Source organism: Mycobacterium sp. PSTR-4-N, assembly GCF_022348085.1.
In the GTDB taxonomy this organism is placed as follows: domain Bacteria; phylum Actinomycetota; class Actinomycetes; order Mycobacteriales; family Mycobacteriaceae; genus Mycobacterium.
Map to the genome: position 1 here is coordinate 340,557 of NZ_JAKRFN010000005.1, position 14,268 is coordinate 354,824.

Annotated in this window: 13 protein-coding genes; 5 read left to right on the plus strand and 8 right to left on the minus strand. The window is 68.9% G+C overall.

Features of this window, described 5'->3' with window-relative positions; genetic code table 11:
- The first annotated feature begins 160 nt into the window (after positions 1-160).
- The 3 genes from MHN84_RS10360 (at position 161) to MHN84_RS10370 (ending at position 4,318) form a co-directional block, all read left to right on the plus strand.
- A complete protein-coding gene (locus tag MHN84_RS10360; protein WP_241204533.1) occupies positions 161-1,117 on the plus strand; it encodes a sugar-binding transcriptional regulator in 957 nt (318 codons plus the stop codon).
- Positions 1,114-1,878: a GolD/DthD family dehydrogenase gene (locus MHN84_RS10365; RefSeq protein ID WP_241204534.1), complete on the plus strand. Its 765-nt coding sequence runs from the start codon at positions 1,114-1,116 to the stop codon at positions 1,876-1,878. Before MHN84_RS10360 ends, MHN84_RS10365 begins: the two co-directional genes overlap by 4 nt.
- A gap of 76 nt (positions 1,879-1,954) precedes the next feature.
- Positions 1,955-4,318, plus strand: a complete 2,364-nt coding sequence (locus MHN84_RS10370; protein WP_241204535.1) for a hypothetical protein — start codon at positions 1,955-1,957, stop codon at positions 4,316-4,318.
- On the opposite strand, the gene MHN84_RS10375 is transcribed toward MHN84_RS10370, so the two are convergent.
- The 4 genes from MHN84_RS10375 to MHN84_RS10390 all read right to left on the minus strand — a co-directional run bounded on the left by MHN84_RS10375 (position 4,315) and on the right by MHN84_RS10390 (position 7,728).
- On the minus strand, positions 4,315-5,496 hold the full coding sequence (locus MHN84_RS10375) for a mechanosensitive ion channel family protein (RefSeq protein WP_241204536.1): 1,182 nt from the start codon (positions 5,494-5,496) through the stop codon (positions 4,315-4,317). The genes MHN84_RS10370 and MHN84_RS10375 overlap by 4 nt on opposite strands.
- Positions 5,497-5,664: 168 nt before the next feature.
- Positions 5,665-6,315 (minus strand): MOSC domain-containing protein, encoded by a 651-nt coding sequence (locus MHN84_RS10380; protein WP_241204537.1) that lies wholly within the window; start codon positions 6,313-6,315, stop codon positions 5,665-5,667.
- On the minus strand, positions 6,315-6,701 hold the full coding sequence (locus tag MHN84_RS10385) for a DUF2237 family protein (protein ID WP_241204538.1): 387 nt from the start codon (positions 6,699-6,701) through the stop codon (positions 6,315-6,317). The genes MHN84_RS10380 and MHN84_RS10385 overlap by 1 nt, the downstream gene beginning before the upstream one ends.
- A gap of 16 nt (positions 6,702-6,717) precedes the next feature.
- Positions 6,718-7,728 carry a GTP-binding protein gene (locus MHN84_RS10390; protein WP_241204539.1) on the minus strand — a complete coding sequence of 337 codons (1,011 nt, stop codon included), beginning with the start codon at positions 7,726-7,728 and terminating at the stop codon, positions 6,718-6,720.
- A 75-nt stretch (positions 7,729-7,803) separates the two neighbouring features.
- On the opposite strand from MHN84_RS10390, the gene MHN84_RS10395 reads away from it, so the two are divergent.
- Complete coding sequence (locus MHN84_RS10395; protein ID WP_241204540.1) at positions 7,804-9,483, plus strand: diguanylate cyclase; 1,680 nt, start codon at positions 7,804-7,806, stop codon at positions 9,481-9,483.
- Here MHN84_RS10395 and MHN84_RS10400 read toward each other — a convergent pair.
- The 3 genes from MHN84_RS10400 to MHN84_RS10410 form a co-directional block, all read right to left on the minus strand.
- Positions 9,434-10,189 carry an SDR family NAD(P)-dependent oxidoreductase gene (locus MHN84_RS10400; RefSeq protein WP_241204541.1) on the minus strand — a complete coding sequence of 252 codons (756 nt, stop codon included), beginning with the start codon at positions 10,187-10,189 and terminating at the stop codon, positions 9,434-9,436. The two genes, MHN84_RS10395 and MHN84_RS10400, sit on opposite strands and share 50 nt — an antisense overlap.
- The gene (locus MHN84_RS10405; RefSeq protein ID WP_241204542.1) at positions 10,186-11,439 is read right to left on the minus strand and encodes an amidohydrolase family protein; all 1,254 of its coding nucleotides are present in this window, start codon (positions 11,437-11,439) and stop codon (positions 10,186-10,188) included. Before MHN84_RS10405 ends, MHN84_RS10400 begins: the two co-directional genes overlap by 4 nt.
- A 93-nt stretch (positions 11,440-11,532) precedes the next feature.
- On the minus strand, positions 11,533-11,955 hold the full coding sequence (locus tag MHN84_RS10410; RefSeq protein ID WP_241204543.1) for a hypothetical protein: 423 nt from the start codon (positions 11,953-11,955) through the stop codon (positions 11,533-11,535).
- Between the two features lie 61 nt (positions 11,956-12,016).
- Between MHN84_RS10410 and MHN84_RS10415 the strand changes: the two genes are divergently transcribed.
- Positions 12,017-12,661 (plus strand): hypothetical protein, encoded by a 645-nt coding sequence (locus tag MHN84_RS10415; protein WP_241204544.1) that lies wholly within the window; start codon positions 12,017-12,019, stop codon positions 12,659-12,661.
- On the opposite strand, the gene MHN84_RS10420 is transcribed toward MHN84_RS10415, so the two are convergent.
- Positions 12,658-14,046 carry an aspartate aminotransferase family protein gene (locus MHN84_RS10420; RefSeq protein ID WP_241204545.1) on the minus strand — a complete coding sequence of 463 codons (1,389 nt, stop codon included), beginning with the start codon at positions 14,044-14,046 and terminating at the stop codon, positions 12,658-12,660. The two genes, MHN84_RS10415 and MHN84_RS10420, sit on opposite strands and share 4 nt — an antisense overlap.
- Positions 14,047-14,268 lie beyond the last annotated feature (222 nt).

Genomic DNA, 14,268 nt, shown 5'->3' on the forward strand with positions numbered 1-14,268 from the left:
CGGAACTGGCCACGGTCACATCGCACTCCCTCGCGCTCATCTGTTACACAAACCGCTCATTTGATGCTTGTGATGTGGATCATTCTCTGGGCTATGCTCACATGTCAAGCGGCTGTGCTCATATGAGCAGTGTTGATGATCGGGTGGGCAGGGAGGCGAGATGGGACCGGACGAGCTGTTCCAGCGCGCCGTCATCGCCCGCCGCTACTACCTGGAGGGACGCACCCGCGTCGAGATTGCCGAGGAATTCGGGCTGTCCCGCTTCAAAGTCGCCCGCATGCTGGAAGAGGCGCTGGAATCCGGAATGGTCGAGATCACGATCCACGATCCGGGTGCGATCGACGTCGAGCTGTCCACCGCTCTGCAGAAGCGCTACTCGCTGCAGCACGCCTACGCCGTCGTGGGTCAGTCGAAGAACACCGCCGACCGGGTCGAAGCGGTCGCGAAGGCGATGGCCGACCTGCTGCAGTCCGTGCTGCGCAAAGGCGATGTGATCGGCATCGACTGTGGCCGCACGATGACCCGCATCGCCCCCTACCTGCACGATCTACCGCGGTGCGACGTCGTGCAGCTGACCGGCCTGGCCGGTGGGCTCACCTCCAACGGCGCCGACCTGACCCGGCGCATCACCGAGGTCACCGGTGGCAAGTCGTGGCCGCTCTACGCCCCCTACGTCGTCGCCGACGCCCGCACGGCTCGCAGTCTGGCGAGCACCTCGCCGATCAAGGACGCGTTCGCCAACCACTCACGGGTGACCTGCGCGCTCGTCTCCGTCGGTGGCTGGACCGCCGAGGCGTCGCAGGTGTACACCTCGGTGCCCGACGACGAGGCCGCCGCGCTGTACGAGGCCGGCGTGCGCGCCGAAACCTGCGGGTTGTTGCTCGACGAGAACGGCAGGCGCATCGCCGGTCTCGACGAGCGCCGCATGGGCATCACCGAAGCGGGTCTGCGCGCCATCCCGACCGTCATCGCGATCTGCGCCGGAGCCGAGAAGATCGTCGCCACCCGCGCCGTCCTGCGCTCCGGATTGATCTCCGGCCTGGTGACCGACGCCGAGATCGCGGCCGCGGTCCTGGATGAGGACCCGTCCCTCACAGCGAAAGGACTTTCACCATGACCGAGCCGGTAGTCGACCTGAACTTCCCGTTGACCGGTAAGACCGCGATGGTGACCGGAGGTGCGTCGGGCATCGGCGCAGCCATCGCCGCCGCGTTCGCGGCCAAGGGTGCCCGCGTCGCGGTCGTCGACCTCGACGGGGACGCGGCCCGGGCGCGGGCGACCGACCTCGGCGGCGACAGCCGCGGATTCGCCGCCGACGTCGCCGACCCGGCATCGGTCACCGCGGCCGTCGACGACGTCGTCGCCGCGTTCGGCCGCATCGACATCCTGGTCAACAGCGCCGGCATCGTGATGCTGGCCCCCGCCGAGGATCTCGGCCTCGACGCGTGGACCAAGACCATCGCGGTCAACCTCACCGGCACGTTCCTGGTCAGCCAGGCCGTCGGGCAGCACATGCTCGCGGCGGGCGGGGGCGCCATCGTGAACATGGCGTCGCAGGCCGCGACGGTGGCGCTCGACCAGCACGTCGCGTACTGCGCGTCGAAGTTCGGCGTCGTCGGGATGTCGAAGGTGCTGGCCTCCGAATGGGGCCCGCGCGGGGTGCGGGTGAACACGATCTCACCGACGGTGGTGCTCACCGAACTCGGCCGCAAGGCCTGGGACGGCCCGCGCGGGGACGAGCTGAAAAAGCAGATTCCCGCCGGTCGATTCGCCTATCCCGACGAAATCGCTGCTGCCGCAGTCTTTCTCGCTTCCGACGCGGCGGCGATGATCACCGGCGCAGACCTGCTCATCGACGGCGGCTACACGATCCGTTAGCCGACCTTCGCGATGTGCGGGTGTTCGGCCCCGGGAGGCGTTATGTTTGCCAGACAACACCGGGGGGAGTCTGGCAATGGCATCGGGTGAGCACATCGGTCGGGTAGGGGCGCTGGCGGTCGCTCTCGGCATCGGGTACGCGGTCGCGGCCTCATCGGGAGTGGCGTGGGCGGCACCCGACACGAGCAGTGGGGCAGGCACGTCCGCCGCTTCTGACGGCACGACCAACCGTGTCGCACACCCTCTGCGTGAGCGCGGCCCGAAAAAGCCTGCGCGGCCGTCAAAAACCGATGCCGGCAGCGGAACGGCAGAATCCGAACATCCCACCGCAGAATCCGGCGACCCCGCCGCCGAGGGCACCGTCACCCGGCGCGCACATCGTCCCAAGGCCACTCGGCGGGCCACTCCGGAGGCCGACCACGGGGTCGAAGGCACCTCCGACCGCGACGACGCAGCACCTGGGCCCACGCCGCGGCGATCGGTCGCCGCCAGTTTGCCCATCTCCTCGAGTGCGCCTGCGAGTTCGTCCTCGGTACCGGACTCGACCGGCCCCGCTGCACAGGCACATCCCGGCGTCACGGTGTTGAGGTCGCTGTTCGCGCCGCACACCCCCGCACACGGTTCCGACGAGCCCGACGCCCCGGCTGCTGCGCCGCTGATCTGGACGATGCTCGCCCAAGCCCGACGGCAGGTCGCCGAGGGCAGTGACGTCGGGACCACCGGCCCGCAGACCAGCACCTCCCAGACGTTGGCCGCGGAGGCTGCATCGGTGGCCGTCCCGGGCCGACCGAACGGTCCGGTCGTCGTCGGCGCCGACGGAACCCTGTATCAGGTCACCTCCGACGCCACAGGAACACGGGTCAGCATCCTCGACAGCGACGGGAACGTCGTCACCACCACGGGTTATCTGCCGGGCGGGACGGCGAACTCGCGTGTCGACTCGATCGCGGCTCGGCCAGACGGCACGCTGCTCGTGTCGACGGTCAACGGCGGCCTGAGAAACCGGTCGACCATCTCGGCGGTCGACAACCAGGGCGAGGTCACCACCGTTGCACGTCTCGTCGGCGGCGCGGGTGGCCTGACCGTGGGTGCGGACGGGTCGGTGTATACCGAGACCACGATCACCGTGCCCTTCATCCCCTACGGCTCGTACTCCTACCGCTTCGTCCGGATCTCGCCTGATGACACCGTGCGGTCACTGCCGCCCCGCACCTCGTTGACGCTGGCCGAGGACGGCACCGCCTACCTGCTGTCGAGCGGCTTCGGAAGCTCCACGCTGCGGGCATTCGACACCGCCGGGAAGTCGAAAGCGATCTTCGTGCCCTACTCGGCCTCCGCGCTGGGCGAGCCGGTGCTCGGTCCGGACGGCACGCTCTATCTGACCGCCGACGTCCGACTGTTCGGCAGCCAGACCACCCGGCTGTACACGGTCAACGGCACCTCGAGCAGTGTGCGAACCCTGTCGGGGTTGGCAGGGGTCACCGTGGTGACCGACGACGGCGTCTACCTCGAGACGCACACCTTCGACGGTGCCAAGGACAACGGGGTCGACGGGACCACCTACATCTCGAAGCTCACCCGGACCAGCATCGACACCCTCGACCCGATCGACGGCCGCATCTCGACGCTGACAGGCTTCCAGGTGACGCCGGCGGGAGCCGTGTACGCCCCCATCGTGGATCCGACCGCGGACACCACTGCCGTTGCGGTGTTCGACTCCGCCGGCAACCGCACGACGATCGTCCTGCCCGGCACGACGCCCGCCGACCCCGGATTCGTTCAGGCAATCGGCGCCGGCCCGCATGCCGACGAGTTCGGTTACGTCAGGTACTCCGCAGGCGGTGCCGACCATGTCGCAGTCCTGGGCGCCGACGGGACCGTGGTGCGGACCGTCGACCTGCCGGCGGGGGCAACCGTCGACGGTCCGGTGATCTTCGGGCCCGACGGCACGCCCTATGCCGTGGTGAGGTACCCCGCCGGCACCCTGCCCCCGGGCACGTTGGCCACCCAGGTCCTGTCTCTGTCGACAGACACCCCGACCCCGCCTGTACCCGACGGACGCAACCCGGGCTTCGTCGACATCCAGTTCGCGCCCGACGGAACCGGTTACCTCCTGACGAGGGCGGGTTCGCCGAGCAGCATCACGGTCACCGGCTTCGACGCGCAGGGCGCGACGGGCACGAGCCTGACACTGGCCGACCCGCTCACGGTCGACGGCACGAAACCCCTGGTGTTCGCCCCGGACGGCACGGGCTACGTCGTCGACTACGGTCCGAGCGGCGGTGCCGTGTACGCGCTGTCGACGTCGGGGGTGAACAAGCTGCTCGACATCCCGTTTGCCGCCGGCATGCCCGTCTACGCCGTCGTGATCGGCGCCGATGGCACGCCGTATCTGACGACGGGCTCCGGCAACAGCACCACGGTCACGCCGCTCGCCTAACCGGTCTTCTCGAAAGCCCGATTACGGCGCTCGGCATCCGCGCTGCCGCTGAACAGGCCCGAATCTGCCTGTGGGCCATGGTGGTACCCGTTGTTCCGAAGGCCTGCCCGGTCGCTGTCGGTTTGGTGCTCGATGCGCCGCACCGGCAACGCACCGGGGTTGCTGCGCTGCAGCCAGGCCACCATTCCCTCGCGAACATCGCAGCGCAGGTCGAACAGCTGTCCCGCATTGGAGGCGCTGACCAGCATGCGAACCCGCACGACTCCGTCGACGGCGTCGGTCACCTGCAGCACTCCGACGCGCCCGTCCCACTTCTCGTTGGCCCGCAACAACCGGTCCAGCTCGGCGCGCATCGCATCGAACGGGACGGTGAAATCGACGTCGAGTTCCGCGGTGCCCAGCAGCTGGGTCGCGTTACGGGTCCAGTTCTGGAACGGGGTCGTGGTGAAGTACGTGCACGGAAGCACCAGCCGGCGCTCGTCCCACAGATGGACCACGACGTAGGTCAGGGTGATCTCCTCGATCCGGCCCCATTCCTCTTCGAGGACCACGACGTCGCCGACCCTGATGGCGTCGGAGAACGCGATCTGGATCCCGGCGAACACCGACCCCAGCGAGGTCTGCGCGGCCAGACCGGCGACCACGGTCAACACTCCGGCCGAGGCGAACACCGTTCGACCGATGTCGCTGAACGACGGGAATGTCATCAGGGCCGCCGCTACGCCCAGCACCACGATGATCGCGACCGCCAGGCGGCGCAGCGTGGTGACCTGGGTGCGGATCTTGCGGCGGTGCCGGTCGGCGTCGGTCAGGCCGGTGTCCCCGCCGGCGAACCGGTCGATGATCTGCCGTTCGGCCACTGTCACGAGGCTGGCCACCATCCAGGTCATGGCACCGATCAACGCGATCAGCAGGAGATGGTCCAACCAGCCCCGCCACGATGACTGGTCGTCGGAGGTGCGTTTGATGGTCGCGGTGGCGGCGATCACCACCAGCGTCGCTCGCAGCGGCATGCGGGTCAGCTCAGCGATGTCGTGTAGCACGCGGCTGCGCCGGCCCAGCCGTTGCAGCAGCCAGGACACCGCGAGTCCCAGCACGTACGCGACGGCGACGGCGCCGGCCACCCATGCCGCAGTGGTGGCGAAGTGTGTTGCGGGCGCGAAGTTTGCATCGTCCACAGGAAGTCGGACTCCTCGGGATCGGGGTGGAAACGCGGGAACGCCGGAAACGACGCCGCGACACGGCGCCGGAAAGACATCGTCATCGACATCGGCGGCGCACCCGTCGCGTTCCCGGCTTCGGGGCAGTGCAAAACAACGTCACGCAATCTGTCGGGTGATTGCGATTCAATTCACACGCTTGGCGACCTGGCGTTTGATCTTGTCCGGCAGGGCATCGGCCGCCGCGAGTCGGGGGAGCAGCTCCGGCTCGGTCATCAACGCCCGGAACACGAGCTCGATCGTGACGTCGTGATCGGGACGCGAGACGATCTCGATCGGGTCGCCGGCGCGCACCGTTCCGGGGGTGATGACGCGGAAGTACGCGCCGGGTAGCGCGGCGGCGGTGAACGTCTTCATCCACCCGCGGATGCCCAGCCAGGTGGTGAACGTCCGGCACGGCGTGCGGGGGCTGGTGACTTCGAGAACCAGGCCGTCCGAGCCGATCACCCACCGCTCACCCACCAGTGCGCCGGTCACGTCGACGCCGCTCGTGGTGAGGTTCTCGCCGAACATCCCGTTGGTCAGCTCGCGGTCGAGTTCAGCCGCCCACCGGTCGAGGTCCTCACGCGCATAGGCGTACACCGCCTGGTCGTCGCCGCCGTGGTAGCGGCGATTGCAGATCGAGTCCCCGACGACGCCGCTGCCCAAGCCGTCCTTGCGCGGCCCGGGAGCCCGCACCTCGAGAGCCTCGGCACTCGGCCGCTTGTCGATTCCGGTGCGTAGCTCGCCCAAATCGGTGGGCACGGGCGCCGTGTTCACCGTCAACACCGAGGCCATCACAGGTCCGCCAGATCGTCGGGAACGTCGACGGCGTAGGTCGCCAGCACCTCGAGCGGAACGGCGTCGAGGGTGCGTTCGTGCGTCGAGGCCAGCACCACGGGGCAGGCCTGCCCGTCCTGGTGTGCCCGCAGCCAGTTGCGTGCCGTCACGCACCAGCGGTCACCGGGCACGAGGCCGGGAAACCGGTAGGCGGGCATCGGTGTGCTCAAATCGTTGCCGATGGACCGCTGATGAGCCAGGAACTCCGCGGTCACGACGGCGCAGATGGTGTGCAGGCCGGCATCGTCGTCGCCGGTGCTGCAACAGCCGTCGCGATAGAACCCGGTCAGAGGTTCGGTGCCGCAGGGGTCCAGCGGCTCGCCGAGCACATTGAGATCTGCCACGGACTCAGCCTAGGTGTCAGATGCTGAGTCGGCGGTAGCGCTGCAGCCGCCGGATGGCAGGCGCCGGCGCGGTCCCGTCCTTCGGCGCCAGCGCGGCCGACACGGCAGCGTGCACGCTCTCGGTGTCGAGGTGCATGCCGATCGCGACCAGGGAGTTGGCGGGAGCTTGCGCGGGGGCGGGTGCCACGTGCACGGACGCACCGACGACATTCACCACGTAGCGGCGCACCGCGCCGCGGAACCGGACCGCGACCGTGCCCTTCATCCGGTACACGCCCGCCGGCGGTTCCTCGAGCAGATCCAACACCGCGCCGGGGTCCACACACCCGTCGCTGAGCACGGTCACCGAGTCGGCATGCGTGTGGTCGTGCGGGCGGTCGTCCTCGCCGGCCTTCAACAGCTCCTGGAAGCTCAGTTGCCCCATCTGCTCGTCGGCGGCCACGTCGAACAGCAGCGCGGGGTCGATCCGCCCGGCCGTGGCGCCCACGATCTGCGCATGCGGGTTGGTCCCGCGCACGCGCTCGGCCACGCGTCGCAGCGCGGCGTCCGGATCGGCGACTCGGTCGAGCTTGTTGACCACGACCAGCGTCGCGGCCCCGTAGCGTGCCGGCGGGGCGGCGTCCCTGTCGACGGTGTCGAAGTGGGTGACCGCATCCAGCACATCGACCACGCCGCCCGAGCGGATCCCGTCGACGCCGCTGAACCGGATGATGCGGGAGATCGCCACCGGGTCGGCCAGTCCGCTCGCCTCCACGATGATCGCGTCGAGGCGCAGCCGCGGATCGGCCAGCCGGGTCAGCGCCACGTCGAGACCGCCGTCATCAGGCAGGCAGCAGATGCACCCGCCCGCGATCGATGCGGGTTCGTCGACCTGGCCGGTGACCAGGCCGGCGTCGACGTTGAGCTCGCCGAAGTCGTTGATCACCACGCCGATTCGAGCGTCGGGGCTGCGCAGCACGTGGTTGAGCAACGTCGTCTTGCCGGCGCCGAGATAACCGGTCAGCGCGATGACGGGGATCGGTTGCACAGCTGGGCAGGCTACCGGGGTGGCGGGAAGAAATGACGGCGTCCAGGATTCGCCGGTAGCATCAGCGTCCGCGCCGTGAGCGCGGATCGTGGGGTGGAACGGGTGCGCGGCGATATGTACGGTGGCACGGCCGATGAGCCGTCGCTCCCCGATGCCGCCTCTGACCTGCAGGTGCTTCGGGCCCTGCTGCGTATCGCCGAGGCGGTGGCCCGGGCCGACGCGTTCGACGAGGCCCTCGAGGTGATTGCCGAGCAGGCGCTCGCCGCCGTGCGGGCGTCCTCGCTGTCGATCAGCCGCTGGGAGGCCGACCTCGCATCGCTGCGGACGATCATCAACGTCGGCGATCTGGCCCCCGGCGAGACCCGCTGGCCCACCGACGAGTACTACCCGATGGGCGGCGACCCGCACGTGGCGGAGTTGCTGCTACACGGCCGCCCCTATCTCAACGCCCTCGACGAGCCCGACTGCCCGCCGCACTGCGTCGCCTGGCTGGAGCAGATCGGCAAGGAGAGCGAGATCGCCGTGCCGATCATGAGCGGCGACTCGATGTGGGGCGAGATCTGGGCCTCCGGTGACGACGGCCGACGCTTCGACCTCGGTGACGCGCAGCTGCTGTCGGCCATCGCCGCGTACATCACGGTGGCGCTCAACCGCTCCGAGACGCTGAACACCGTGTGGGGCTACGCGATGCAGGACCCACTCACCGGCATCGCCAACCGACGCGCAGTCGATCAGCGATTCGCCGAATTGGACTGGGAGACATCGACTCCCGTGGTGATGCTGTGTGATCTGGACGGCTTCAAGCGGATCAACGACCGGGACGGACATCCCGCGGGGGACCAGCTGCTGCGTGATGTCGCAGCAGTGCTCGGCAGTCAGGCCGACACCGTCGAGGGTGCCATCGCCGCCCGGCTGGGTGGTGACGAGTTCTGCATCGTGCTTCCCGATGCGACGTTGGCCTCGGCGCAGGTCTTCGCCACCGATGCCACCCGTGCGCTGCACGACGTCGTCGATCGCGAGGTGAGTCTGTGCTGGGGCGCCGCGACGACGGGCCCGAACGTGCGCAGCGCCGCAGAGTTGCTGGCCGCTGCCGACGCCGCGCTGCTACATGCCAAGCGGCAGGGACCGGCCCGCTACAGCACCGGTGCATCCCCGTCACCGGATGCGCGAGATCTCACCACATGGGACCGGCGCTCCGGTCCGCGGCGCGCCGTCGACCGGCTGGCCTCCGATGTGGTGCGCATGCTCGACGAACAGCCCGACATGACGCTTGCTTCCGCGTTGGAGGCGTTGGCCGTCGCCCTCGCGCAGGCTCTCGACGCGGCAGCGTGGGCGATCTCGGAGACCGCCGGGGGAGGGACGATGCTGCGGCTGGTCAGCAACGTCGCCAGTGTGCGCAAACGGGAGGCGGGGCTGACCGTGCTCGTCGATTTCGGACCGCCGAATTATGCCCTCGCGGACTACCCCGCGTCGGCGCGTGCCATCGCCGACGGTTCGACGTTTCTGGCGGCGGTGGGGATGGAATCCGCCGATCCCGACGAGATCGCCCTCCTGCGCGAGCTGGGGTACCGGGCGGTGCTCGGCATCGGCGTGCCCGCCGGGGACACCGGCTATCTGTTGGAGATCTATTCCCACGACGGGTATACCGATCTCGCCGAGATAGCGCCGCTGGCAAGGGTTCTCGCCGCGTATTGCGTCACTCGCGTCAGCGGAAACCAGCCGAGCCGCCGTCGGCCATCAGGGTCTGACCGGTGACGAACGCGGCATCGTCGCTCAGCAGGAAACACACCACCGGCCCGATGTCGGTCGCCACGTCGCCGAGCCGGCCGAGCGGCACTGCGCGCACGGTGCGCTCATAGGTCTGCGGGTCCATCTCCCGCCATGCCCTGATGCTCTCGGTCTCGGCGTACGGGCAGACCACGTTGACGCGGATCCGGTGACGCCCCCATTCCAGCGCTGCGACCTTCGACATCCCCCGGATGGCTTCCTTCGCCGCGCCGTAGGCGCCGAACCGCGGCAGGCCCTGGGTCCCCGACCCCGAGCCGAGGTTGACGATGCTGCCGCCGCCGTTGCTCACGAACACGGGGTAGACCGCCTGCATCAGCCTGAAGGTGGCTCGCGGCCCGACGTCGAACACGAGGTCGTAGTCCTGCTCGGTGATGTCCTGAAAAACCTTGGGCTCGTTGGTCGCAATCGCGTTGTTCACCAGGGCGTGCACCGTGCCGAAGGCGTCGACGGCCGCCGCCACGATGCGCTCGGCGGCGTCGCTCTCGCGCAAGTCCACGGCCAGCGAATTGACGGAACCCTCGGACAGCTCCGCGGCCGTCGCGCGCAGCAGCTCCTCGTCGCGGTCCACCAGCAGCACCGACGCGCCGCGCGTGGTCAGCGCCCTGGCGATGCCCTTGCCGACGCCGCGGGCGGCGCCCGTGACGATGACGGCCCGTCCGGCAAGTTCCGTCATGCCGGCTCTCCCTTCACGATCACTCCGTCCCTGACGATGGTGTGCAGGTTCGCCGCCGGATCACCCAGCAGAGTCAGATCGGTCGTCGGGTCTCCGTCGACCAGCAGCACGTCGGCCCATGCGCCGACGGTGATCTCACCGAGCCGGGCCGACCGGTAGGGGTCCCGGTCACCGGCCATGCGAAGGAGCGCGGCATTGCCTGACGTGACGAGCTTGAGGGCGGTGACGGCGCTCATGTACTCGCCGAGCCGTACCAGCATCGCGCTCTGGAGACCGACGTGCTCGGGCTCGAACAGCAGGTCGGTACCCCAGGCGAGCCGCACACCTTGGGTGGCGGCCCAGCCGAAGAGCTGGTCGGTGCCGGCGCAGATCTCGCGGTTTTTCTCGGCGCTGTCCGGGTTCGCGAACGTGTGATCGTGTTCGGCGAAGGGCTGGGTGGACAGCCACACCTCACGTTCGGCGAGCATCGCGATGGTGGGTTCGTCAGCGAGGTGGCCATGCTCGATCGACTTCACCCCCGCCTCGACGGCGCGGCGGATCCCGGTGACGTTGTAGACGTGCGTGGCGACGTAGGTGCCGTAGTCCGCGGCGGCCTGCACCGCGGCCCGGATCTCGGCAGGTGTGAACTGCACCGTGTAGAGCGGGTCGTACAGCGAGGCCGCGCCGCCGCCGACCATCAGTTTGATCTGGCTGGCCCCGAGCTTGAGCTGTTCGCGCACCGCGGCCAGTACGCGGTCAGGCCCGTCGGCCACGCGCATGAAGCCGATCTGCTCGGCGCGGGATTCATTGCCGCCCAGCGCAGTCGGCCGTTCGTAGACGAAACCGAAATCCCCGTGGCCGCCGGTCTGCGACAGCGCAGCCTGGCTGGGATAGATGCGCGGCCCCAGCGCAGGACGGGCGTCGATCACCGCCTTGAGGCCTGCGGTGTCGCCGGCCATGTCGCGCACCGTGGTGAAGCCGCGCATCAGGGTGTCGGTGGCGCCGGCCAGCGCCGTGGCGGCGAGCAGTGTCTGCGAGCCCATGGCGAGGTTCAGCAGCGAGTTCGACATGCCCACCAGGTGCACGTGCGCGTCGATCATGCCGGGCATAAGGGTGCGTCCGGCGCCGTCTATCACGACGGTGTGGTCGTTCTCGGCGATGGGTGACCGTTCCACTGCGGCGATCGTGCGGCCCTGGATCAGCACGTGCCCGTCGGTCGTCCGATCGGAGAGCCCGTCGAAAATCCGCACGTTCTTGATCAGCAGGGGCATGGCGCTCACGCTAGCCGGTGACAGACACCCAGAAGCGGACACCGAAAAGCCGGACCCGCATTGCGGGCCCGGCTGGGGTTCGGTGGTCAGTGTTTACGAAACTGGGATGGAAGCGCAGCCGACGCCGGGGATGCAGCCCGAGACGCCACCGGGTCCGGCCGAACCGCCGACACCGCCGGGGTTGGTCGAGCCGCTGGCGCCACCGGGGCCTGCCGCACCGGACGGGCCGCCGGGGATCGACCCGCTGGCACCCTCAGGTCCGGCCGCTCCGGCGACGCCGCCGGGGTTGGTGGAACCGCTCGCGCCACCGGGGCCTGCCGTGCCCGCGGGGCCGCCGGGAATGCCACCCGTGGCGCCGCCGGGACCCGCGGTGCCCACCGAGGCGCAGGGAGTGCCGTCGGGATTGAAGCAGGGCGGCGGAGCCGGCTGAGCGAAAGTCAGGGGCGCCGTTGCGATTGCAGTCGCCGCCGCGCCCGCGAAGATCAAGGAACCTAGATTCAGTGTCTTGTGTCGCATGGCTAAGTAGTTGCCCGATTGCTGCAGAATCGAAACCAGCCGATGGTGGCATCCTGGCGGGATGGGTCTGATCTTTCGGCTGGCCGAGCTGCTGGTGGTGCTCTTGCCGGTGGTCGGCGTCGCGTACGCGACCTACCGCGGCATCGCCGCGACGCGCCGTCAACGCGACCCGGAGCTGCCTCCGGCGCCTCCTGCGCGGTCCGCCACCGCAGCCCAGCGTCGCACCGTGCTGCGGACGGTGGAACAGCATGACCGCACCGACACCCGGTGGCTGGAATACGAACTGGACGCCGCGAAGGTGCTCGACTACCCGTTGATGACCGACCTGCGCGATCCCCTCACCGAACGGTTCCACCGAGCCAAGCTGCGCGCTGATTTTCTCCGGCCCGCCGACATCGGCGATCTACTGGAGGATCGCGAAGCGCTGCGCAGCTATGTCGATGCGGTCGGTGAGTACGCGACGGCGTTCGACATCGCCGAAGCCGAAGCGCGGCGGCGCAAACGAGCCGCCTTCAGCACGGATGAGCAGGACCGCCTGACGCGCGCACAACGACTACTCCGGGTCGCTGCCGACACCGCCGCCACCCCGCAGGAGCGCGAGCGCGCCTACCGGCTGGCGCAGCGCGAACTCGACGGACTGCTCGTGCTGCCGGAGCGTGCCCGCCACGAGTTGGAACGCGGGATCAGCGGTGAGCTCGGTGATTAGCCGACAGCAGCATCGGCGACGTCGAGCGCCCGGTCGAGGATCGCCACACCTTCGCGTGCCAGGTCCTCGGTGATGATGCAGGGCGGCACGACGTGGATCCGGTTGTAGTTGGCGAACGGCAGCATGCCGAGCTTCTTGCATTCGGCGATGACGGAATTCATTGCCGTGCTGGAGCTTCCGTAGGGCGCCAACGGCTCGCGGGTGTCCTGATCGACGACGAGTTCGACGGCCCAGAACACACCGGTGCCTCGGACTTCGCCGACACTGCGATGCCGCGCCGCGACGTCGCGCAGGGCAGGCCCGAGGACTTCGGTGCCGATACGCGCGGCGTTGTCGACGATGCACTCGTCAGCCATCGCGGTGATGGTCGCGACGGCGGCGGCGGTCGCCAGCGGATGGCCGGAGTAGGTGAGCCCGCCGGGGTAGGCGCGGTGGGCGAACGTCTCGGCGATGTGCGGGGAGATCGCGACCCCGCCGAGGGGCACGTAGCCGGAGTTGACGCCTTTGGCGAAGGTCAGCAGATCGGGCACGACGTCGAAATGGTCGATGGCGAACCACTTTCCGCTTCGGCCGAAGCCCGACATCACCTCGTCGGCGATGTAGACGATGCCGTATTCGTCGCACAGGGCGCGGACGCCGGCGAGGTAGCCGGGCGGGGGCACCATGATGCCGGCGGTGCCGGGGATGGACTCCAGGATGATCGCGGCGATCGTCGACGGACCCTCCATGCGGATGATGTCGCGAAGGTGCGCCAGCGCGCGCTCGGATTCCTCTTCCTCCGTGGTGGCGTGGAACTGCGAGCGGTACAGGAAGGGCCCGAAGAAGTGCACGATGCCGGCGTTGCCGTGGTCGTTGGGCCAGCGGCGCGGGTCGCCGGTCAGGTTGATCGCGGTCTCGGTACCGCCGTGGTAGGAGCGATAACGGGAGAGCACCTTGTACCGACCGGTGTGCAGGCGGGCCATGCGTACCGCGTGCTCGACGGCGTCGGCGCCGCCGTTGGTGAAGAAGATCTTGTTCAGCTCGCCCGGGGTGCGCTCGGCGACCAGGCGGGCGGCCTCGGAGCGGGCGGCGTTCGCGTGCTGCGGCGCGACCGTGCACAGCTTCGCGGCCTGCTCGGCAATGGCGGCAACGACTTTGGGGTGCTGATGACCGATGTTGGTGTTGACCAGCATCGAGGAGAAGTCGAGGAGCCGGTGGCCGTCGCCGTCCCACACGTGGCAGCCCTCCGACGCGGTGATCGTCATCGGCGCGATCTCGGCCTGTGCCGACCACGAGTGGAACACGTGGGCACGGTCGAGCTCGTAGGCGCGGACGGCCTCGGCGCGGGCTTCGTCGGCGGTCAGGCCGTTGGGCAACGTCGATTCATGCAAGGTCGGATTGGCCACGGGTAAACCGTAGTCGGTGTTCCTGGCCGCCTGCTATGGCCACGGGAGGCAAGAGAATTTGTCGGTGGTCGAATGTATGTTCGAAGTATGTCGGATCCACTGACTCAAACTTTCTGGCAGGGTCGCCGGAGAATGATGGTGACACGTCCAGAGGGAGTGTCAGATGTCGAGATCGCGGAAGGTGAAGGTCAGCGCCGAGGAGAAGACCCGTTTGGTTCTGGC

Excerpts from the sequence above, each read along its gene's own strand:
- MHN84_RS10370 (WP_241204535.1), top strand. The coding sequence starts at position 1,955 with ATGGCATCGGGTGAGCACATCGGTCGGGTAGGGGCGCTGGCGGTCGCT.
- MHN84_RS10400 (WP_241204541.1), bottom strand. The coding sequence starts at position 10,189 with ATGACGGAACTTGCCGGACGGGCCGTCATCGTCACGGGCGCCGCCCGC.
- MHN84_RS10415 (WP_241204544.1), top strand. The coding sequence starts at position 12,017 with ATGGGTCTGATCTTTCGGCTGGCCGAGCTGCTGGTGGTGCTCTTGCCG.
- MHN84_RS10360 (WP_241204533.1), top strand. The coding sequence starts at position 161 with ATGGGACCGGACGAGCTGTTCCAGCGCGCCGTCATCGCCCGCCGCTAC.
- MHN84_RS10365 (WP_241204534.1), top strand. The coding sequence starts at position 1,114 with ATGACCGAGCCGGTAGTCGACCTGAACTTCCCGTTGACCGGTAAGACC.
- MHN84_RS10380 (WP_241204537.1), bottom strand. The coding sequence starts at position 6,315 with ATGGCCTCGGTGTTGACGGTGAACACGGCGCCCGTGCCCACCGATTTG.
- MHN84_RS10410 (WP_241204543.1), bottom strand. The coding sequence starts at position 11,955 with ATGCGACACAAGACACTGAATCTAGGTTCCTTGATCTTCGCGGGCGCG.
- MHN84_RS10405 (WP_241204542.1), bottom strand. The coding sequence starts at position 11,439 with ATGCCCCTGCTGATCAAGAACGTGCGGATTTTCGACGGGCTCTCCGAT.